18 protein-coding genes are annotated in these 18,910 nt (G+C 45.4%); 3 read left to right on the top strand and 15 right to left on the bottom strand.

Translation table 11 applies throughout. The features are described 5' to 3' along the window. Positions 1 to 3: 3 nt before the first annotated feature. Genes BLS64_RS00655 through ccoS form a run of 4 tightly spaced genes read right to left on the bottom strand, consistent with a single transcriptional unit; the run spans position 4 to position 3,459 of the window. Complete coding sequence (locus BLS64_RS00655; protein WP_093110731.1) at positions 4 to 885, bottom strand: cbb3-type cytochrome c oxidase N-terminal domain-containing protein; 882 nt, start codon at positions 883 to 885, stop codon at positions 4 to 6. Then, on the bottom strand, positions 882 to 1,067 hold the full coding sequence (locus BLS64_RS00650) for a CcoQ/FixQ family Cbb3-type cytochrome c oxidase assembly chaperone (protein WP_093110729.1): 186 nt from the start codon (positions 1,065 to 1,067) through the stop codon (positions 882 to 884). The genes BLS64_RS00655 and BLS64_RS00650 overlap by 4 nt, the downstream gene beginning before the upstream one ends. A gap of 6 nt (positions 1,068 to 1,073) precedes the next feature. Next, positions 1,074 to 3,272, bottom strand: a complete 2,199-nt coding sequence (gene ccoN / locus BLS64_RS00645; RefSeq protein WP_093110727.1) for a cytochrome-c oxidase, cbb3-type subunit I — start codon at positions 3,270 to 3,272, stop codon at positions 1,074 to 1,076. A 10-nt stretch (positions 3,273 to 3,282) separates the two neighbouring features. After that, positions 3,283 to 3,459 carry a cbb3-type cytochrome oxidase assembly protein CcoS gene (ccoS, locus tag BLS64_RS00640; protein WP_093110725.1) on the bottom strand — a complete coding sequence of 59 codons (177 nt, stop codon included), beginning with the start codon at positions 3,457 to 3,459 and terminating at the stop codon, positions 3,283 to 3,285. 184 nt (positions 3,460 to 3,643) lie between these two features. Between ccoS and nirK the strand changes: the two genes are divergently transcribed. The 3 genes from nirK to BLS64_RS00625 are packed head-to-tail and all read left to right on the top strand — an operon-like array spanning position 3,644 to position 6,536. Beyond that, positions 3,644 to 5,095 carry a copper-containing nitrite reductase gene (gene nirK / locus BLS64_RS00635; protein WP_093112199.1) on the top strand — a complete coding sequence of 484 codons (1,452 nt, stop codon included), beginning with the start codon at positions 3,644 to 3,646 and terminating at the stop codon, positions 5,093 to 5,095. A 27-nt stretch (positions 5,096 to 5,122) separates the two neighbouring features. Then, on the top strand, positions 5,123 to 5,902 hold the full coding sequence (locus BLS64_RS00630; RefSeq protein ID WP_176763399.1) for a formylglycine-generating enzyme family protein: 780 nt from the start codon (positions 5,123 to 5,125) through the stop codon (positions 5,900 to 5,902). Positions 5,903 to 5,912: 10 nt separating this feature from the next. Next, positions 5,913 to 6,536, top strand: a complete 624-nt coding sequence (locus BLS64_RS00625) for an SCO family protein (RefSeq protein ID WP_093110723.1) — start codon at positions 5,913 to 5,915, stop codon at positions 6,534 to 6,536. An 81-nt stretch (positions 6,537 to 6,617) separates the two neighbouring features. Here the strand turns inward: BLS64_RS00625 and BLS64_RS00620 are convergent, their stop codons facing one another. The 11 genes from BLS64_RS00620 to BLS64_RS00570 form a co-directional block, all read right to left on the bottom strand. Continuing rightward, a complete protein-coding gene (locus BLS64_RS00620) occupies positions 6,618 to 7,058 on the bottom strand; it encodes a VOC family protein (protein WP_093110721.1) in 441 nt (146 codons plus the stop codon). Positions 7,059 to 7,231: 173 nt separating this feature from the next. Continuing rightward, a complete protein-coding gene (locus BLS64_RS00615) occupies positions 7,232 to 7,723 on the bottom strand; it encodes an SRPBCC family protein (RefSeq protein ID WP_093110719.1) in 492 nt (163 codons plus the stop codon). A gap of 88 nt (positions 7,724 to 7,811) precedes the next feature. Beyond that, positions 7,812 to 10,181 (bottom strand): heavy metal translocating P-type ATPase, encoded by a 2,370-nt coding sequence (locus BLS64_RS00610; RefSeq protein WP_093110717.1) that lies wholly within the window; start codon positions 10,179 to 10,181, stop codon positions 7,812 to 7,814. Between the two features lie 128 nt (positions 10,182 to 10,309). Further along, positions 10,310 to 10,531: a hypothetical protein gene (locus tag BLS64_RS00605; RefSeq protein ID WP_093110715.1), complete on the bottom strand. Its 222-nt coding sequence runs from the start codon at positions 10,529 to 10,531 to the stop codon at positions 10,310 to 10,312. A gap of 72 nt (positions 10,532 to 10,603) precedes the next feature. Next, complete coding sequence (locus tag BLS64_RS00600; RefSeq protein ID WP_093110713.1) at positions 10,604 to 11,797, bottom strand: hypothetical protein; 1,194 nt, start codon at positions 11,795 to 11,797, stop codon at positions 10,604 to 10,606. Positions 11,798 to 11,887: 90 nt separating this feature from the next. After that, positions 11,888 to 14,173: a nitric-oxide reductase large subunit gene (locus BLS64_RS00595; RefSeq protein WP_093110711.1), complete on the bottom strand. Its 2,286-nt coding sequence runs from the start codon at positions 14,171 to 14,173 to the stop codon at positions 11,888 to 11,890. 98 nt (positions 14,174 to 14,271) lie between these two features. After that, entirely contained in the window at positions 14,272 to 14,997 is a 726-nt protein-coding gene (ric, locus tag BLS64_RS00590; RefSeq protein ID WP_093110709.1) for an iron-sulfur cluster repair di-iron protein, read from the bottom strand. Positions 14,998 to 15,182: 185 nt separating this feature from the next. After that, positions 15,183 to 15,995 carry a universal stress protein gene (locus tag BLS64_RS00585; protein ID WP_093110707.1) on the bottom strand — a complete coding sequence of 271 codons (813 nt, stop codon included), beginning with the start codon at positions 15,993 to 15,995 and terminating at the stop codon, positions 15,183 to 15,185. A 96-nt stretch (positions 15,996 to 16,091) separates the two neighbouring features. Continuing rightward, complete coding sequence (locus BLS64_RS00580; RefSeq protein WP_093110705.1) at positions 16,092 to 17,147, bottom strand: response regulator; 1,056 nt, start codon at positions 17,145 to 17,147, stop codon at positions 16,092 to 16,094. Further along, positions 17,144 to 18,409 carry a PAS domain-containing sensor histidine kinase gene (locus BLS64_RS00575; protein WP_245693347.1) on the bottom strand — a complete coding sequence of 422 codons (1,266 nt, stop codon included), beginning with the start codon at positions 18,407 to 18,409 and terminating at the stop codon, positions 17,144 to 17,146. The genes BLS64_RS00580 and BLS64_RS00575 overlap by 4 nt, the downstream gene beginning before the upstream one ends. Positions 18,410 to 18,592: 183 nt before the next feature. Beyond that, positions 18,593 to 18,805 carry a hypothetical protein gene (locus tag BLS64_RS00570; protein WP_093110703.1) on the bottom strand — a complete coding sequence of 71 codons (213 nt, stop codon included), beginning with the start codon at positions 18,803 to 18,805 and terminating at the stop codon, positions 18,593 to 18,595. Between the last annotated feature and the right edge of the window lie 105 nt (positions 18,806 to 18,910).

The following is an 18,910-nucleotide window of genomic DNA, read 5'->3' as shown; positions in this document are numbered from 1 at the left end:
CTATTATTCTGAATCTGCTGTCCAGACGTCTCCTTCGGCTTCTTTAGGGTTAGCCGGAGTGGTACCCTGCAGGCTCAAGACATAGCTGGATACCTGCTGGATTTCGGTCGGACTCAAAGTAGATTTCCATGCTACCATTCCTTTTCCGGAGCGGCCACCTTCACTTACCGTATGGAAGATGTTCTTGATGCCGCCACCAAGGATCCAGTGTTCATCGGTCAAATTAGGTCCGATTCCACCTCCACCGTCGGCTGCATGGCACGCCATACAATTGGTCTGGTAGATTGATGCTCCTTTTTCCAGTTCGGCAGGGTCTGTAAGTGCTACTACAGATTCTGCATCGATAAGGTCTGGCGCATTCTTTTTATATTCTTTAATAGCTTCCTGCGCAGCAGCCATTTCCTGTTCAAACTCCATCACCTGGCTGTCACCGTCAAGTAGGTGGTAGTAGGCCATGTAACCTGCAGCAAAAACTATCGAAACATAGAAGGAGTAAAGCCACCATGGCGGAAGCTTGTTGTCAAGCTCCTTGATCCCGTCATAGTTGTGGTCAAGTTCCAGGTCTCTTTCTTCTGAAATTGGCCGGGTTCCCATCAATTTTCTGTAGATCTTTTTAAGATCATATTTCTCCATGCGCTTTTCATTCGCAGCCATGTATTTTTCCTTGGCTTCGGGTGAAAGCGATTTGAAAAGGATGTTTTCAAAAGCTGCTAAGACGATCTCAGCTGAGATCAGCAACAACAGAATGAATAACAGCACCAATTGAAGCATAGGGTACTCTATGAAGGCGAATTGATCTCCGGAGTCAATGAAGTACTCCATTCCGCCGACGATTATCAAAAAGATAACCGGTATTCTTATCCAGGCCGGGATTGCATGTCTCATATTAATTGGTCGTTTTCAGTTTCTAAAGGGATCTGTTCCATTCTTTCTATATAGTCTTTTCTGGCAGTGAATACCCACCAGAAAAGCAACACGAAGAAGACGAAGAAGATGAGCAGGGAAAGGATCGGGTAGATCTCGATTCCTGCAATGGTCTCCATATGTCCTTTGATGAATTTTAACATGATGTCTTAGTTTGAAGTTGTTGAAGTTTCAGGCTCTTTTATCTTGATGTCTGTTCCCAGTCTCTGGATATAGGCGATGAGGGCAACGATCTCACGGTCTTTCATTTCCACGAAATCCAGTCCGTTCTCTTCGGCATATTGTTTATCTGCCTCATAAGTGGCCACGAAATCGGGGTCGTTGTACAGGTTCTTCTGAATTTGAGAAGCCTGTTCTTCCATTGAAAGCTGTGCGTTGGCGATCTCTTCTTCAGTATAAGGCACTCCCAGTTTTACCATGGCTCTCATTTTAGCCTCAATGTTGGAGCGGTCATCCTTATCGGTGATCAGCCACTTGTAACCGGGCATGATAGATCCTGCTGAGGTACTCTGCGGGTCGTACATATGGTTAAAATGCCAGTTATCTGAATACTTTCCGCCAATTCTCATCAGGTCAGGTCCGGTACGTTTACTTCCCCAAAGGAACGGGTGATCGTACACATATTCGCCTGCTTTGGAGTATTCTCCGTATCGCTCCACTTCACTTCTAAAAGGACGGATCATCTGCGAATGACAGGAAACACAGCTTTCCCTGATATAGATATCCCTTCCTTCCAGTTCCAGCGGAGTGTAGGGCTTCACGCTGGTGATGGTCGGGATGTTCGATTTAACAAGAATAGTAGGAACGATCTGAATGATACCTCCAATAAGGATGGCGATAGTCGCTAAAATGGTCAATTGAACAGGTCTTCTTTCCAGCCAGGTGTGGAATCCTTCTCCTACAAGCCTTCTTTTACTGATCTTTTCAAGAGGAGCCGCTTCAGCCAATTCATCGGTTACCTGTGAACCAGATCTGATGGTCTTGTACACGTTGTATAACAGAATGAACATTCCGAGGATATACATGCTTCCTCCAATAGCCCTGAACCAGTACATCGGGATGATCTCGGTCACGGTCTCCAAAAAGTTTCCGTAGACAAGGGTACCGTCAGGATTGAACTGCTTCCACATGGAAGCCTGCACGAAACCGGCCACATACATTGGCAGCGCGTAAAGGATAATTCCAAGGGTTCCTACCCAGAAGTGGGTGTTGGCCAGTTTTATAGAGAACAGTTTTGTCTTGAACATTCTTGGCACCAGCCAGTAAACCATACCAAAGGTCAGGAATCCGTTCCAGGCAAGTGCTCCCACATGCACGTGTGCAATAACCCAGTCACTAAAGTGGGCAATCGCGTTCACATTTTTAAGGGAAAGCATAGGGCCTTCAAAAGTGGCCATCCCGTAACCGGTAATGGCTACCACCATGAACTTAAGTACAGGATCTGCTTTTACTTTATCCCATGCTCCGCGCAGGGTAAGCAATCCGTTGATCATCCCTCCCCAGGAAGGCATAAGGAGCATTACAGAAAAGGCAACCCCAAGGTTCTGAGCCCAGTCCGGTAACGAGGAATATAGCAAGTGGTGAGGTCCGGCCCATATATAGATAAAGATCAGGGACCAGAAGTGAATGATAGATAATTTATAGGAGTATACCGGTCTGTTAGCGGCTTTAGGTACAAAATAGTACATAAGGCCAAGGAAAGGAGTGGTCAGGAAGAACGCAACAGCATTGTGCCCGTACCACCACTGCACCAGCGCATCCTGCACTCCGGCATAAACCGAATAACTCTTGAACAATCCTACCGGAATAGCGAGGCTGTTAAAGATGTGCAGCACGGCTACGGTCACGAAAGTGGCAATGTAGAACCAGATCGCAACATATAGGTGGCGCTGTCTTCTTTTAAAGATGGTGGCGATGAGGTTCCAGCCAAATACGACCCACACCACTGCAATGGCAATGTCAAAAGGCCATTCCAGCTCGGCATATTCTTTTGAGCTGGTAAAGCCCATTGGCAGAGTGATAGCGGCACCTATTATAATGGCTTGCCAGCCCCAGAAATTGATCTTGCTCAAAATATCACTGTACATCCTGGCTTTTAGCAGACGCTGGGTGGAGTAATACACTCCCGCGAAAATGGCGTTACCCACAAAGGCGAAGATCACCGCGTTAGTGTGCAAAGGGCGCAAACGGCCAAAGCTTAACCAGGAGATCCCATCGGTTAGATTAGGGAATAAAAACATGAAGGCCAGTAAAAGGCCCACCGACATTCCCACTACGCCCCAGAACAGGGTGGCATAGAGAAAGTTTTTTACGATCTTGTTGTCGTAATAGAACTGTTGCAATTCCATACTTGATTTGTTAATGTTTACTGGATTTGTTTGTTTTTTCTTTGACAAGCTCATCTTCGAACAGCATACGTACCGAAGGGGTATAATCATCATCAAATTGTCCTTTCCTAACGGCCAGGATAAAAACAATGAAAAAGAATACCGCTACAGTAATACTTACTGTCAGTAACAAATAGATTACGCTCATACCTATTTTATTAGGGGGCAAAACTAGGAGGTGTCTCTTTCTCTAAATATGACCTCGATCAGGTTTTGAAAAGAAATCGATTTTCGTAAAAAATTCAGGCAGATATGATTACGCTCATATTTAGCCCGGAACCTATTTAGGACATTTGTGTCTGAAATTAAAATTGACTTCTAAAAATCCGATCATGAAAAATTCTAAAACATCTAAATTGAAACTGGTTTACCTGTTCTTTGCAGCCGCTGTTTTAGCCGGGGTGCTTACTTCTTGTGAAAAGGCCGTGGCAGCCAAAGAACAGCCTGAAAAAATGAAAGTTTACGGCGAAAGTGAAGCCGAACTAACTGCGCCGCCTATGGTTCCGCGGCCGGTAGGAAAAAGAGCCGCCACAAAGCTCGTAGTTAATATGGAAGTGGTGGAAAAAGAAATGGAAATGAGCGACGGCGTTAGCTATGTGTACTGGACATTTGACGGTACCGTTCCGGGAAGCTTTATACGTACAAGAGTAGGAGACGAAATAGAGTTCCACTTAAAGAACCACCCGGACAGTAAACTGCCTCACAACATTGACCTGCACGCGGTGACCGGTCCCGGAGGCGGAGCCGAATCTTCATTTGTGGCTCCCGGCCATGAAGCCGTGTTCACTTTCAAAACCATGAACCCCGGACTTTATGTGTACCACTGTGCCACTGCCCCTGTGGGAATGCACATCGCAAACGGAATGTACGGACTTATTCTTGTTGAGCCCGAAGGCGGACTTGAACCTGTTGATAAAGAATACTATGTAATGCAGGGAGATTTCTATACTGAAGGTGAAAATGGCGAAAGAGGGCTGCAGGCCTTTAGCATGGAAAAAGCCGTTGACGAGGATGCCGATTATGTGGTGTTCAACGGAAAAGTTGGCGGGCTAACCGGAGACAACGCCCTTACCGCGAAGGTGGGAGAGACCGTAAGATTGTTCGTAGGTAACGGTGGTCCTAACCTGGTTTCTTCTTTCCACGTTATTGGAGAGATCTTTGACAAGGTACACGTTGAAGGTGGTGCCATGATCAACGAGAATGTACAAACCACTCTTATCCCTGCCGGTGGTGCTGCCATCGTGGAATTCAAAGTTGACGTACCCGGTAACCTGGTGTTGGTTGACCACTCCATCTTCAGGGCTTTCAATAAAGGAGCCCTGGGAATTCTGAAAGTGGAAGGTGAAGAGAATGAAAAAGTTTGGGGTGGTAAAATTGCTGAAAATGTATACAATCCAGGTACTACCGCTTCAGCCGAAGTTACTGAAGAAGCTGAAACTGCTCAGGTTTCCGAAGCATCTCTTGCCGAAAAAATGGAAAGAGGTAAGCAGGTGTACACTCAGAACTGTCTTGCCTGCCACCAGGCTACCGGTGCCGGTATCCCTAACGCTTTCCCTCCGCTTGCCAATTCAGACTACCTGAATGCAGATGTGCACAGGGCAATAGAAGTGGTGAAATTCGGTCTCTCCGGAGAAGTGGAAGTGAACGGAAATATCTACAACAGCGCCATGCCTAAACAAAATATTTCTGACGAGGATGTTGCAGCCGTGCTTACCTATGTGTACAACAACTGGGGCAACAATAAGACAGAAGTTACCACCGAAATGGTGAAATCCAGAAAGTAGTAGCTCAAAATTTAAATTTCAGGAACAATGAAAAGTTTAATCAGATTGGCCATTTGCTTCACGGTATTGATACAGAGCCAGCTTTATGGCCAGTCTGATTCAATGGTGGAGATCGAAGGCGGGGAATTCGTGCCGCTCTACGGAACAAAGACCGAGATCCCGGTGGGCGACTTCCTGATGGACGTATATCCCGTGACCAATGCCCAATTTCAGAAGTTCGTAAAGGAGAATCCGCAGTGGAAGCGTTCGAAGGTAAAAAAACTTTTTGCAGACGAGAATTACCTGAAGGACTGGAAAGATGATGAAACTTTGGGCGAGGATCAGTTCGAGGATGCTCCTGTCACCAACGTTTCCTGGTATGCAGCAAAGAACTACTGCGAATGCCAGGGCAAACGTTTGCCGACCGTAGACGAATGGGAATACGTGGCCATGGCCAATAAGGAAAAAGCCGATGCCCGCGAAGAAAAGTCATACAACAGATTCATTCTTGGCTGGTATGAGACGCCAAATACCTATAAGAACCGCATTGGGCAGACCTTTAAAAATTATTGGGGAGTGTATGACCTGCACGGACTGGTATGGGAATGGACGCTTGATTTCAATTCGGTGTTGATCACCGGCGAATCCCGGCAGGACAGTACAGGCGAGAACAACCTGTTTTGCGGTGCCGCGGCTGTGGGCGCGACAGACCTGATGAATTATGCGGCCTTTATGCGCTATGCCTTCCGCGGAAGTATGAAAGCGAAATATTCAATAAAGAACCTGGGCTTTAGGTGTGTACAGGATGTAAAACCCGAAGCTCTTTAACACAAGGAAAATGAAAAAACTGATCTTATTATTAAGCGTATTTGGATTGATGACTGCCTGTGATAACGGGGAGGCAAAGAAGGAAGTTGTGAAGGAAATAGCTGAAAATAAAGCTGTTTTGAACCTTACTAAAGAGCTGCCGGAACTTTCCATATATAATCTGCCTTCAACCTGGACCACCCAGGAAAATGAGAATATTGAGCTAAAGGACCTGCGGGGCAATGTGCTTGTAATGGTCATGATCTACACCTCCTGCAAAGCTGCCTGCCCCAGGCTGGTCGCCGATATGCGGAACATTGAGAAGCAGGTGCCTGAAAAGGATCTGGACAAGGTGAAGTTCATCATGGTGAGCATTGACCCTGAAACCGACACCCCGCAGCGTCTTAAAAAGTTTTCTGAAGAGAATCTCATGACAGATGACCACTGGATGTTTCTTCGGGGCACACCAGAAGACACCCGGGAATTCGCTGCCGTATTGGCTGTGAGTTACAAGAAGATCTCTCCAATTGATTTTTCGCACTCCAATATCATCAGCGTATTTGATGAGGAAGGCGTGCTGGTACATCAACAGGAAGGACTGGGTGTGGACAATGCCGAAACCGTCACTGCGATTCACCAGGAAGTTTCAAATTAGCATGTAATTTTTCAGATCGATCAAAATAGGACCGGGAAGAATTTCTTCTCGGTTTTTTTTTATAGTAATTTTTTTGGAAAATTAAACATTCTCCCCCTGGTCTACATTCACCATCCAGTTGATACCGAATTTATCGGTAAGCATTCCAAAATACGGGCTCCAAAAGGTCTTTTCCAGCGGCATGGTCACTTTTCCGCCTTCCGAGAGGGTATTGAACAGCTCATCGGCTTCCTCTGTACTTTCGGTATTAATGGAAATAGAGAAATTATTGCCTTCTTTGACGGGAGGTCCAAACGCTTCAGAGGTATCGCTGCCCATCAATGCTGTTTCCTCGCTAATTGGCAGGCTAACGTGCATGATCTTGTCTTTTTCTGAATCGGGTAGAGGGGGTGCATCTTCGCGGGGAGGCATTTCGGCAAAGGTGCCTATATAATCGAATTCCCCGCCAAAGGCCGACTTGTAAAACTCAAATGCTTCGCGGCAGTTGCCGTTAAAGGTAAGATAAACGTTTACTGTTGTCATAATCAAGGATTTAAATGGTTGATAATTTCAAGTTTGGCGGGGGAATAAAAGCGGGGGTACAGGTGTTTCCATGAAAATAAGATCACCTTCTTAAAATTAGGGCTTTTCGGGAATATTTTTTCAGAAAATGAAGTTTTATTCCGCAGATATTTGATGGAAAGGATTGTGGGTTTTTACTCCAGTTTCAGGTTCACATTCTTGTTCCGCAGGTCATGGCCGCCTTCCAGTACCGACTTTAGATTGGCCGGATAGAAGGTCCAACCGGTTTTGCAGCCCGCGTGAAAGTTCATCTTTGATTCCTCGTCCTGCGGAATATCTTCCTGCAACAACTCGATTACCTTTTCTCTGTCGATCTCCTTGATCTTTACGCTTACAATTCCCGCTTTTCCAAACCTAAAGCGAATAATCTCGTCATTTTGAGGTTCCAGAACCTCTCCCTGCTCCTCGACGCTGTCAGGATATCCGTGCCAGCGCCACCTGTAGGTGTCATGGACCTGCACATTTTCGTTGCTGTCGCGGTGTTCTCCTTTGGGAGTGGTGAATTCTGCCATTCTCAAAAACCACTTTTCCAATCCGGCCGGGGTGGTCCAGGCGGTTTTGATCTCCTCATTGCTGACCTTGAGGGCGGTTCTTACCACAAACCTGCTCCAATCTACCTTTTCCATAGACAACTTCTTTTATTAAGCTGATCCTAATTTAGCATTTTAGACCGGATTAATTTTGTCCAAACCTGCGAAAAATCCATGACCTGGCTTAAATCTTTCTTCCTGTCAAATTAGTGCAGACCGTGGTGAAAACAATGATGCTAATTGAGCTCAATGGCATCAAAATGGCTGCAATGATCGGAGACAGCTGCCCGGTAACTGCGAAGTAAAGCCCCACAATGTTGTAAAGAAAGGACAGGACCATACTTATCTTGATAATCTTGATCGCGGCTTTAGAAGCTTTAATAAAGCCGAACAATTTTCCAAAAGCCGAGGCATCCAGAATGGCATCGCAAGCCGGGGAAAAGACATTGACATTCTCAGAAATGGCAATTCCCACCTCGCTTTGTGCAAGTGCTCCGGCATCATTCAGGCCATCGCCCACCATGATTGTCTTTTGACCCTTTTGTTGCAGGGACTTGATGAATTCCAGTTTATTTTCGGGCTTCTGGTTGAAGTGCATTTCTGTTTGCTGCGGAAGCAGTTTCTGCAGCCGTGATCTTTCCCCTTCGTTATCGCCCGAAAGTATCGACAGGTGATACTCCGGGGCCAGTTCTTCAAAAAGTTCTTTTGCGCCCTCCCTGTATTCATTATAGAACACGTAACGGCCTTTGTATTCGTTGTTGGCGCTAACATGCACCGAAGTATTGAGGGTTGTTGTCGAAGCGGTATGCCCAACAAATTCAGCTGAGCCTACTTTCATGGCACTTGTGTCATAAACAGCCTCGATCCCTTTTCCGGTGAATTCGCGGAATTCCTTTGGAGGCGAGATCTCATACTCAGCCAGCATATCGTAAAGCGTTCGGCTAAGCGGGTGGTTGGACGCCCTTAAGGTGTTCTTTAGCAGCGATTCTTCTTCGGCAGAAAGCTCAACACCTTCATAGGTAATGCTGCTTTTTTTATTGGAAGTGATCGTTCCGGTCTTGTCAAAAATGAGCGTATCGGCTTTTGCCAGCTGCTCGATGACCCCGGCATTCTTCAGGTAAAACTTCTTATTTCCGAAGATGCGCAGCAAATTCCCCAGCGTAAAAGGCGTGGACATGGCAAGGGCACAGGGGCAGGCAATGATAAGCACGGCCGTAAAAACATTGATGGCCACCTTGACGTCTGTAAATGCCCAAAAAGCGGTGGCTGTAAAGGCGATGATCAGCAGCACAACAGTGAAATACTGGCTGATAGTGTTGATCAAAGAAGTGAAAGAATCTTCTTTTTTTGCCTGGAAGACATCGTTGCTCCACAGCTTGGTAAGATAGCTTTGAGAAACCGATTTTAAAGCTTCCATCTCAATAATACCAGATAGCTGCCGACCGCCGGCAAAAAGTTTGTCGCCGGACTTTTTTTTGACAGCTTCAGATTCTCCCGTTACAAAGCTGTAGTCAATGCGGGCGCTTCCGTTGATAAGAATACCGTCAACGGGGATAAGCTCCTCGTTGCGGATAAGAATCCTGTCGCCTTTTTCAATTTCATTCACGTGTACGCTTTCCTCTTTCCCTTCGGAAGTGATACGGGTGATACCAATGGGGAAATATGACTTGTAATCCCGCTCAAAAGAGAGGAAATTATAGGTCTTTTGCTGAAAGAACTTTCCGAGGGTAAGGAAAAAGACGAGTCCGGTGAGGCTGTCAAAGAAGCCCGTGCCCCAGTCAAAAATGATCTCCAGGGTACTTCTTACGAACAGCACCACGATTCCCAGGGCCAGCGGTACGTCAATGTTCAGGATCTTCGCCCGAAGGCCTTTAAAGGCTGAAATGAAATAATCCTGCGCGACATAGAAAACCACCGGCAACGAGAACACGAACATGAGCCATCTGAAAAGCCCTTTATACTGGTCAAGCCAGAACTCGTTGACCTCGAAATATTCGGGAAAGGAGAGGAACATCACATTTCCGAAGGCGAATCCGGAAACTCCGAGTTTATAAATAATGCTGCGGTCTATCTTCTTTTTGGCCGTTTCGGTATCATCCAGGCTGATGTATGGCGCATACCCGATACTACTTAGAAAAAGCACCAGCTCCTTTAGACTTAATTTTTTTGAATTCCAGGTGACCCGGATGCTCTTCTTCGGAAAATCTACCTGTGAAGAACTTATCTCGGGCTTTAGTTTGTTGAGGTTTTCCAGGATCCAGATACAGGAACTGCAGTGAATGTGCGGAATGTATAGGGAAATGATCTGGGTATTGCCGTCATCGAATTCCAGTAATTTTTCCACGATCTGCTCGTTGCCCAAAAAATCGAATTTTCCTTCAAATTTTCCGGGGGCAGCTCCGGGAGCGGCGTCAAGGTCGTAATAGGAAGCAAGTCCGTTCTCTGAAAAAATTTCATAGACGGTTTTGCAGCCATTGCAACAAAAAGATTTCTCATCAAAAGTGATGCATGTCTTTATCGTATCACCGCAGTGATAACAGGAAAGATCCTCCATAAAAATAAATTGCTCGTTTCGTACCGGGTGCAAAGTTTGAAAATGAGGGGATTATAAAATATGACCTGGATCAGGAAAAGGGAAGTAAATGTTCAGGCGTGGATATCACTCATTAGAAGAGCATTGGGTTAGTCTCTCCCTACAGGATGGTCTTCATACCAGTCATCAAAAGTCTTATCTGTGGAATAGTCGTCTGTGAGCACTTTGTAGACAGTAAGAAGCCACCAGGCCTGTCCCGCAAGCACTGTATAGAAGATAAGGTCATAAGACAGGTTGTAGAAAACCATAACGGCAACTGCCACCAGAAGGATCGTGGTTATAACTACATGAAATATCGCTGACTGTCTCATGTTCAAAAGATAATAAACCACAGGGCCATAGTGCGTTAAGGCTTTGGTAAATCCCTGAGTTTTAGGAAAGGTTTACTCTTTTGTTAACAGGTTTTTGGTCAGCATGATTGCCAGGGAAAGCGGGAGCAGACCGCTAACTATTGCAAGTATGGTAAAATAATTTTCAACGAAAGGCCAACCCAGCCATATGGAGGTGCCTTTGTAGAAGATCAATGCTTCAGTAAGTGCGAATCCAACAAAATAGATCCAGAAAACCATTTTTGAAACCTTCAGCAGGCCAGTGATCTCAAAAAAGGCAAAAAGAGTGATGCTTACGAGGCCAAGGAAGGTCCAGTGCAGGTACCCAATGACAAAATCGGTATAGGTGAAAGCCAGCTCCGCGAAAAAGGGATGGGCAGAGAACAGCTGCAGGATGATCTTTACCGCCAGCAGAAGGGCGGCTATCTTCAGCAGTGATTTTACAAAGGGTGAAAATTGCAGGTCTTTATTCCGTAAAATTCCGAAGAATTCGAAAAATGCCATGAGCTGCAAGATCGCGCCCAGGGCACCAAGTGCGTAAAAGATCCAGTGAGGTTCTATCCATAGCACAGACAGAAAGAAGCTGAGGATCACCCCGGCATTGAGGAGGTAAAAGAAGCGTGAAAAATCCTTTTTTCTGGGAGCCAGTCCCAGTTTCTCCAGGAAGTAGAACAGGACGCCGCAGAGGGCAAGGATGAACCAGCCGTTGTACTGAAAGTGCAGGTAAAAATATATCGCCATTTTATACCAGATGGAGGTCTTGCCAAGGGTGGCCATTATTCCCCCGAGCGCCCAGGGGCCAATGCTGGAAAAGACCAGGTACCACAAAGCCCCTTTTATAGACCTGAAAGAGGCGGTTCTTTTATATTTTTCAGGTACCTTTTTGAGTACGAACCAGGTGAACAGGTAAGAAGCGAACAGAAAAAGAGTGGAAAAGGTGATGGAAAGGGCGGCATAACCGGTGAAAGGAAAGGTGAACAGCATGCCCAGCAATGTCACCTGGGTGAACCAGAATATACGCCTGTAGGTCTTTGCTGTACCTGCCTTCTGAAAATACATTTTGTAGATCAGGGTACTCAGCCCCAGATAGACCCAGCCCAGCAAGGCGATGTGCGAGTGTGCGTGCACCACATATCTAAAGTTCGCTGGAATCGAGGTAACAAAGAAAAATCTTAAGAATACTCCCAGCAGGGCGGCGAGCAAAAAGTAGCCCAATGAGATTTGGGCGTGTTTTTTCAGATTGATCATGGCTTAAAATTAAAAAAATAAAAGGGGTGTGATGTTTTGAAGGTTACAAAATGCTCACACCCCTTTTAAAATGCTATTAAGAAATTTTATTTATTCCACTTCCTCAAGAACAGGCTCCTCTTTTTCAACTCTTATTTCCTGAGTCTTTTTCTTTTTGCTGTTAAGTGAAAATACGAACCACACGAAAGATACCAGGCCTATGGCAAAAATGGTATCCCCAATGGCACGCATCCAGCGCAGGGTATCCATTCCCGGTTGCTGCATGAACTCGGCAGAACGTGCATACCACATTCCTTCGTTCACGCTCGCGATGGTTTGGAGCAGCCCAATAGGCAGCACGCTAAGAACGACCATCAGGATAAGTCCTATGTTGATGGACCAGAAAGAAAACTTCAGCAGTTTTTCGCTCCATACCTGTTGGCGATACATACTTCTTAGAACGAACATCATCAGGCCAATTCCAAGCATTCCGTAGACTCCGAAAAGTGCGGTGTGGGCATGGACGGCAGTGGTGTTCAAGCCTTGCATGTAATACAACGCGATTGGCGGATTGATGATGAACCCAAAGATACCAGCACCAAGGAAATTCCAGAAGGCAACAGCTACAAGGCAGTAGATTGGCCATTTATAATCGCTGATCCATTTGGTGGCCTTACTCATTTTATAGTTTTCATAGGCCTCAAAACCTATCAGTACAAGAGGCACTACTTCAAGCGCACTGAACGTGGCTCCCAGGGCCATCACTGCGGTTGGAGTTCCCGAAAAATACAGGTGGTGGAAAGTTCCTAAAATACCTCCCGAAAGGAAGATCACGGTAGCCAAGAGCACGCTTAGGGTCGCTGTCTTGGTTCGAAGCAGTCCCAGCCTCACAAAGAGGAAGGCGCCAACTACTGTGGCAAAGACCTCGAAAAATCCTTCTACCCAAAGGTGAACTACCCACCAGCGCCAGTATTCTGCAATGGCCAGATTGGTCTGTCTTCCCCACATAAGTCCGGCGGCGTAGAACAAGGCAATGGCTGCGGAAGAAACCAGGAACATAAGCAATAGGTTTCTTTCTGAAGTCTTTTTGCGTAGCACCGGTAATAACGGTCTTGTCATCAAAGCCAGCCACAGGAAGAGTCCTACGAGAAGGAAGATCTGCCAGAAGCGGCCCAGGTCGACATATTCATAACCCTGGTGCCCGAACCAGAAGTTTTCGGCCAGACCTAATTTTTGCATCACACCCATCCATTGTCCGGCCATAGAACCGGCAACAATGATAAGCAGACAGATAAAGAGGAAGTTGACTCCCAATTTCTGGAACTTCGGATCTTTCCCCGACACAGCCGGAGCGATATAGAGTCCGGTGGCCAGCCAGGCGGTGGCGATCCAGAGAATTCCCAGCTGTACGTGCCAGGTCCTGGAGATCGAGTAGGGAAGGATCTTTGCCAGGTCAAGTCCATAGAACCCATCACCTTCCACCCCATAATGGGCGGTTACCACCCCAAATGTGACCTGTACCAGGATGAGAAGACTCACTACCCACAGGTACTTCTTCACCGCCTGCATAGAAGGCGTGATGGTTTGTCTCATCAAAGGATCTTCCACGGGCATTTCAGGGGAATGTTCAGCTTTCATTTTGGCATGATAAAAAACCATTACCCCAATTCCGAAGAGAAGAAGAATGATACTAAAACCGGTCCAGATCAACAGGTCTCCGGTGGGTTTATTGCCAACCAGTTCTTCAGGTGGCCAGTTATGGGTATAGGTAACATCGCTGCCGGGTCTTTCGGTAACGGTGGCCCAGGTGGCCCAGAAGAAGAAGGCGCTCATTTGTCTCATTCGCCCTTCATCTTTGATCGCATTCTTTGGAATAGCATAGTAGTTACGTAACTCGTCCAGTTCCGGATTCTCCATGAACAGGCCTTTATAGTACCCGTGGAGGTTTTCGGCGGCTTCAGCTCTTAGAGGAGAAACGGTGATAATACCGGTGGCCTCGTCATACGTATTCTTCCGAAGTTCTTCTCTTAGCCGGCGCTCCAGGGCGGCCTGCTTTTCGCTCGCAAGACTTTCATAAGACTGTCCATGTTCTTCCTGAGACCATTTGTTAAGAATGTACAGAGATTCCCTGTGCAGCCAGTCGGCAGTCCAGTCGGGTGCTTGATATGCTCCATGGCCCCAAACAGAGCCCACTTCCTGGCCTCCCATACTTTGCCAGACGTTTTGGCCGTCAAGTATGTCCTGTCCCTCGAACAGGACCTCTCCTTCTGTGGTTACGATCTTTTTTGGTTGAGGTGGGGCTTTCTGATAGATCTCAAATCCATAATAGCCCAGGATGGCAAACGAGATAGTGGTAACCGCTAAAAAGGCCAGCCACAACTTTCTTTCTTTACTCATAAGTAGATGTAAAAAGGAAGGTTGCTCATTCTTTGTCGTCGTAAGGTCGGCAAAATGTGTGCTATGAAGAACAACCTTCGCTAGTTAGTAATTGTATGTTATTGATTTCTAAGTTCTTTTTCCAGCTGAAGCGATTTTGGGAACAGGATGTTGTTCTCCAAATGCACATGTTGATGCAGGTCCTGCTCAAATTCGTCGAGCTTCGCGTAAAAGGCCCGATAGGTGTTACAGGCGCCCTGCGGCGGAGTATAGTTGCTGCTTAAAGAGGCGATCTTGCGGAGAACTTCCCCGGCGTCTTCGTGCTCCGTTTCCATCATTTTAATGGGATTGTCTACTGTTCCAAAATGGGCTTCGGGTAATGCCGAACCTTCTTTCTTGGCCTGTACCATTTTTTTGATGAACGGGAAGAGAATGAGTTCTTCTTTTTTCATGTGGGCGCTAAGTTCGCCGGCTACTTCTTTCACCAGTTCCTTTATTTCTAACAGCTCAGTATAATGATGCCCGTGTACCTGTGCTACTCTTTCAGCATACTGAAGTAGTAATGGAATGTTCTCTTCCACATAAGTGTGGTGCACGTTGATGATGTGGTCTGTAAGGAAATCAAGTTCCCAGCTGTTGTAATTTGTTGCCTTGGAATTATCCTTGTCAACGTTCTCAAGATCGGTTACCAGCAGGTCATAATCAACATTATATTTTGCACAGGCCTTTTCGATACTGATCCCGCCTCCGCAGCAAAAATCTATTCCGTACTTTTTAAAAATATGAGCAGTCTTGATATTTTCGGTTACCAGGTCTGCGACTGTTTTTGATGCTAATTCTTTCATGACTCTATTTTTTATTTAGGTGATTTAAATGTTTGGAACAAAAGTCATTAATAATAGGCCCCTGCATTATGAGGCAGGTCATAAAGGAGGAATTTGTCCTAATTATTTATAAAAAAACAGCACCTCTTTGGAGGTGCTGCATTGCAGATTAAAAAAAGTAATAATAACTATTGGAATAACACTAATTAACCGTGCAGGACCAGGAGTGGTAATTGGTTAATGAAAGGTATATGGTCATCCTGGTCATTCTGCAAAAATTTCTGGCACAGGTTGAGGTTTTTGGCTGCCAGAACTATCATATCTACATTTCTGTTGGATACGAAAACCTTTTTGGGATTATGTTCTTTAGATGAGTAATAGGTTTGCAGAACAGGTACTTTTGGAGAAAATGAATCCTGCAGGAAATCTCTGTTCTCTATCTGTTCTGGAGAGGGTTCTTTTTCAGAATTGAAGATCTCCAGGATCTTTACGTTGGCATTAGACAAAGAAGCCAGGTTGAGCAAGGTGCGCAACATCCTGCTGCCATAGTGGATCTTGTAGTCTGTAGGAAACAAGATCTCTTTATGCTCTTTGAAAGTGGCATTTTCTGAAATGGCCAAAACGGGACACTTTACTTTTCGCATCACATCTGAAGTGTGGTTGCCGATAACGGCGCCCTGGTTATTGGTAGCGCCTTTGGTGCCCATCAGGATGAGATCGATCTTTTTTTCACTGCATTTCTCTCTGACGGCTTCTATGAGGTAATCGGCCTTAAAGCAAACGTGAAAATGATGTTCCGGATTTGTCTTAATGCTTTCGAGCCAGGAGAGGAGTTCGTCGAACTTCCCTCTGATCTCGGGTGACATGCTCATTGCGTGCGCTCCCAATTTTTCCGCAGGAAAAGGCACTACGTGTAACAGGTAAAAATTACAGGCAGTATCCTTCAAGAACTGCAAGGCATATGCTGCTGCATTCCTTGCATTTGCTGAAAAATCGGTGGGCAATAAGATATTCATCATCAGTCACATCTATTTTACCCTGCAAAAATATGCGTGAAGGGATGCGAAAAAAATGATGAAAATCAGTTATTGATTCATTCTAAATAAAGCGCGATTTTAGCTTATCCTTTTGAGCGCTTCCACATCCAAAAGTTTGATGTTTCGGCCCTCAATTTCCAATAATCCTTCTTTTTTAAAGTCTGAAAGCGTGCGGATTAAGGTTTCTGAAGCCATTCCCGCGACACTGGCCAGGTCACTTCTCGAGATCCTGATGCTTTGGGTGGGATGCCTTCTGATTTTTTGAGAGAATAGAAGGATGGTTCTGGCCGCTTTTTTTCGTACAGATCCGTAAGCCATTTCCAGCAGTTGTTCCTTGATGCCCGAAATATTGTCGCCCATTACATCGATAAGCTCCAGCGTAATGTTGCTGTTGTTAGCCAGGATATCCTTCAGCTCATCTTTTGAAATGGCATAAATGCGGGTCTCTTCCATAGCCGTGGCGTATTCCTCGTAAGGAGTGTTCTTTTTGAAAGCCGTGTTTCCAAAGAAATCTCCTTCCTTGTAGACAGAGGTGATCAACTCTTTTCCATACTCGTCCATGCGGTGGCTTTTTACCACCCCGCGGTCTATGAAAAAGAAGTGGTTGCTTTGCTTTCCTTCCTCATAAATGGTTTCACCCGCTTTGTAGGTTTGGAGCTCGTACTTTTTCAGCATTTCCCGCAGGTCGCTCAGAGAATTGATCTTTGGCTCCTGTGCAGGCGCAGCGGCTTTACCCTGGTTGTTCTCCCTGATCTTGTTGAGAATGGCCACTTTTGCCAGACGGCTTTCAATGGCGCTGATAAGTTCTTCCTCTTCAAAAGGTTTAGTGAGGTAATCATCGGCTCCCAAATCCATTCCTTTTCGAATGTCTTTGTGCTCGGTCTTGGCCGAGAGAAAGATAAATGGAATTTGCTGAGTCTTAGGATCATTGGCGAGGGCTTGCAGAACTCCGTAGCCGTCCATTTCGGGCATCATAATGTCGCATACTATGATATCAGGGTGTTCCTCTTTTGCGATGGCCACACCCGATCTTCCGTTGGCAGCCGTGACCACTTCGTAATCGGCAAGTTCCAGCAATTCGGCGGTATTTTCCCTTACCACGGTATCATCTTCTATAAATAAAACCTTTTTCATTCTTTAATAATAGGTAGTTCTACAATAAATTCCGTTCCGGCGTTCTCTTTACTGCTAAACGAAATAGAGCCGCCGAGATTCTCCAGGTGGACCTTGGCAATGTTCAAGCCAATGCCGGTTCCCTGGTTCAAAAGGGCGTTTTCTGCCCTAAAATATCTTTCAAATATATGCTTTTGATCTTTTTCAGGAATCCCCATTCCCTGGTCGGCCACCTTAAAGGTGATCCTGCCGTCCTGGGTGTCAATAGTGAACTTTATCAGGGTGTTTTCCGGAGAATATTTGATCGCGTTGCTTAACAGGTTTGATAAGACCAGCTCAAGGATCTTTTCATCCTGGTGCAGGTTGATGTTCTCAATGTTTCGGGGGTACTGGATCTCCTGTCCGCTTTTTAAAGTGACATTGGCATTATACACCACCTCGTTAACCAGTTTACTGAGACTGAAGGTGGAGAATTTATAATTGACCTTCCCGCTTTCCAGTCTTTCTATGGAAAGGAAATCGTTGAGGATATTATCCAGGTAGTGAACCTTGCTTTTTATGGTGTTGAGGTGTTTTTCCCTTTTTTCCTGCTGGTCTTCCAGTTTGTATTTTCCTGCAAGAACTACAGAGGTGAGGATACCGCTTAACGGGGTTTTGAATTCATGTGAAACCAGGGAAAGGAATTTAGTTTTAAGTTCGTTAAGTTCCTTCTCCTTTTGAAGGGCATTCTTTATACGGTTCTCTGCCTCCTTACGTCTTTTGATCTCAAGCTCCAGGTTCTTGTTTGCGTTCTGCAGCTTTTGAACACTTTCTTCAAGTTCCTTTGTGCGGATCTTGATCTTACTTTCAAGCTCGGTATTGAGTTCTTTGATCTGCCTTTGCGCTTCTTTCCTAACAGAAATATCGATGATCAGAGACATCACGTATTTCTCCCCACCAATGCTGAAGGGGTTTAGACCGGCTTCTACAGGAAACTCTTCACCGTTCTTCTTGATGCCATACAGGTCGCGGCCATGGCCCATTTGTCGTTTTTCACTATGATCCATGAAATCCCTGAAATGGGAAGGGTGGGCAGCCTGATACCTTCTGGGGATCAGCGTGTTAAGTGGTTTTCCTACCAGGTCTCCTTTTTCGTATCCAAACATGGTATCTGCAGCGATATTGCTGCTTACGATGATCTGGGACTCGTCAACTACGATAATACCTTCTGAAGCAGCTTCAAAAAGCACATTAAAGACATTCTCATTCTTTTCAAACATACCTGTACCTTGTTCTTCGGGCATTATAAAGAAATGCCTTTTTTACCAATCACCAAAATTAAATAAATTCAGGAAACTGCAGACGGGGGATAATCAGCCGCAAATAGAACAAAAAAGATCCGGTGAAAATTTCACCGGATCCTCAATTACATCCTCACAATTTAACTATCCATCTAACATCTACTCATGCAGTTGTAAGAAATGCAATTAATCTCCTGCCTCGTCTTCTGCCGAGACAAAATCTTTATCTGGAGGGAGAACATTGTTCGCAAGTTTGGTTACCCCCATCGCAATTAGAATGGCGGTGATCAAAAAGAGAAGGAATTTGACGAACAGACTGTTCTCCAAAATGTCATCATAGAACGTCAAAATGATCTCTATTGCTAAAAATGCTAATTGAAAACTTGCTTTTAACACCATGTGTATGTCATAAATAGGGAATAAATATACACCGGTGAAAAATCAAAACCTGTACCCTAAATCACCTTTGACTCAAATTTAACGTGTCTCTTGTCAAAGGTTAAA

The sequence above is a fragment of the Salinimicrobium catena genome, from assembly GCF_900102915.1.
GTDB classification, from domain to species: Bacteria; Bacteroidota; Bacteroidia; order Flavobacteriales; family Flavobacteriaceae; genus Salinimicrobium; species Salinimicrobium catena.
This window is presented reverse-complemented; position numbering and strand designations above follow the sequence as displayed.

Coding starts and splice junctions, on each gene's coding strand:
- BLS64_RS00570 (WP_093110703.1), bottom strand. CDS start 18,805: ATGGTGTTAAAAGCAAGTTTTCAATTAGCATTTTTAGCAATAGAGATC.
- BLS64_RS00580 (WP_093110705.1), bottom strand. CDS start 17,147: ATGAAAAAGGTTTTATTTATAGAAGATGATACCGTGGTAAGGGAAAAT.
- BLS64_RS00625 (WP_093110723.1), top strand. CDS start 5,913: ATGAAAAAACTGATCTTATTATTAAGCGTATTTGGATTGATGACTGCC.
- BLS64_RS00600 (WP_093110713.1), bottom strand. CDS start 11,797: ATGATCAATCTGAAAAAACACGCCCAAATCTCATTGGGCTACTTTTTG.
- BLS64_RS00630 (WP_176763399.1), top strand. CDS start 5,123: ATGAAAAGTTTAATCAGATTGGCCATTTGCTTCACGGTATTGATACAG.
- BLS64_RS00615 (WP_093110719.1), bottom strand. CDS start 7,723: ATGGAAAAGGTAGATTGGAGCAGGTTTGTGGTAAGAACCGCCCTCAAG.
- ccoN (WP_093110727.1), bottom strand. CDS start 3,272: ATGGAATTGCAACAGTTCTATTACGACAACAAGATCGTAAAAAACTTT.
- BLS64_RS00650 (WP_093110729.1), bottom strand. CDS start 1,067: ATGTTAAAATTCATCAAAGGACATATGGAGACCATTGCAGGAATCGAG.
- BLS64_RS00575 (WP_245693347.1), bottom strand. CDS start 18,409: ATGCCCGAAGAACAAGGTACAGGTATGTTTGAAAAGAATGAGAATGTC.
- ric (WP_093110709.1), bottom strand. CDS start 14,997: ATGAAAGAATTAGCATCAAAAACAGTCGCAGACCTGGTAACCGAAAAT.
- BLS64_RS00610 (WP_093110717.1), bottom strand. CDS start 10,181: ATGGAGGATCTTTCCTGTTATCACTGCGGTGATACGATAAAGACATGC.
- ccoS (WP_093110725.1), bottom strand. CDS start 3,459: ATGAGCGTAATCTATTTGTTACTGACAGTAAGTATTACTGTAGCGGTA.
- BLS64_RS00605 (WP_093110715.1), bottom strand. CDS start 10,531: ATGAGACAGTCAGCGATATTTCATGTAGTTATAACCACGATCCTTCTG.
- nirK (WP_093112199.1), top strand. CDS start 3,644: ATGAAAAATTCTAAAACATCTAAATTGAAACTGGTTTACCTGTTCTTT.
- BLS64_RS00655 (WP_093110731.1), bottom strand. CDS start 885: ATGAGACATGCAATCCCGGCCTGGATAAGAATACCGGTTATCTTTTTG.
- BLS64_RS00595 (WP_093110711.1), bottom strand. CDS start 14,173: ATGAGTAAAGAAAGAAAGTTGTGGCTGGCCTTTTTAGCGGTTACCACT.
- BLS64_RS00585 (WP_093110707.1), bottom strand. CDS start 15,995: ATGATGAATATCTTATTGCCCACCGATTTTTCAGCAAATGCAAGGAAT.
- BLS64_RS00620 (WP_093110721.1), bottom strand. CDS start 7,058: ATGACAACAGTAAACGTTTATCTTACCTTTAACGGCAACTGCCGCGAA.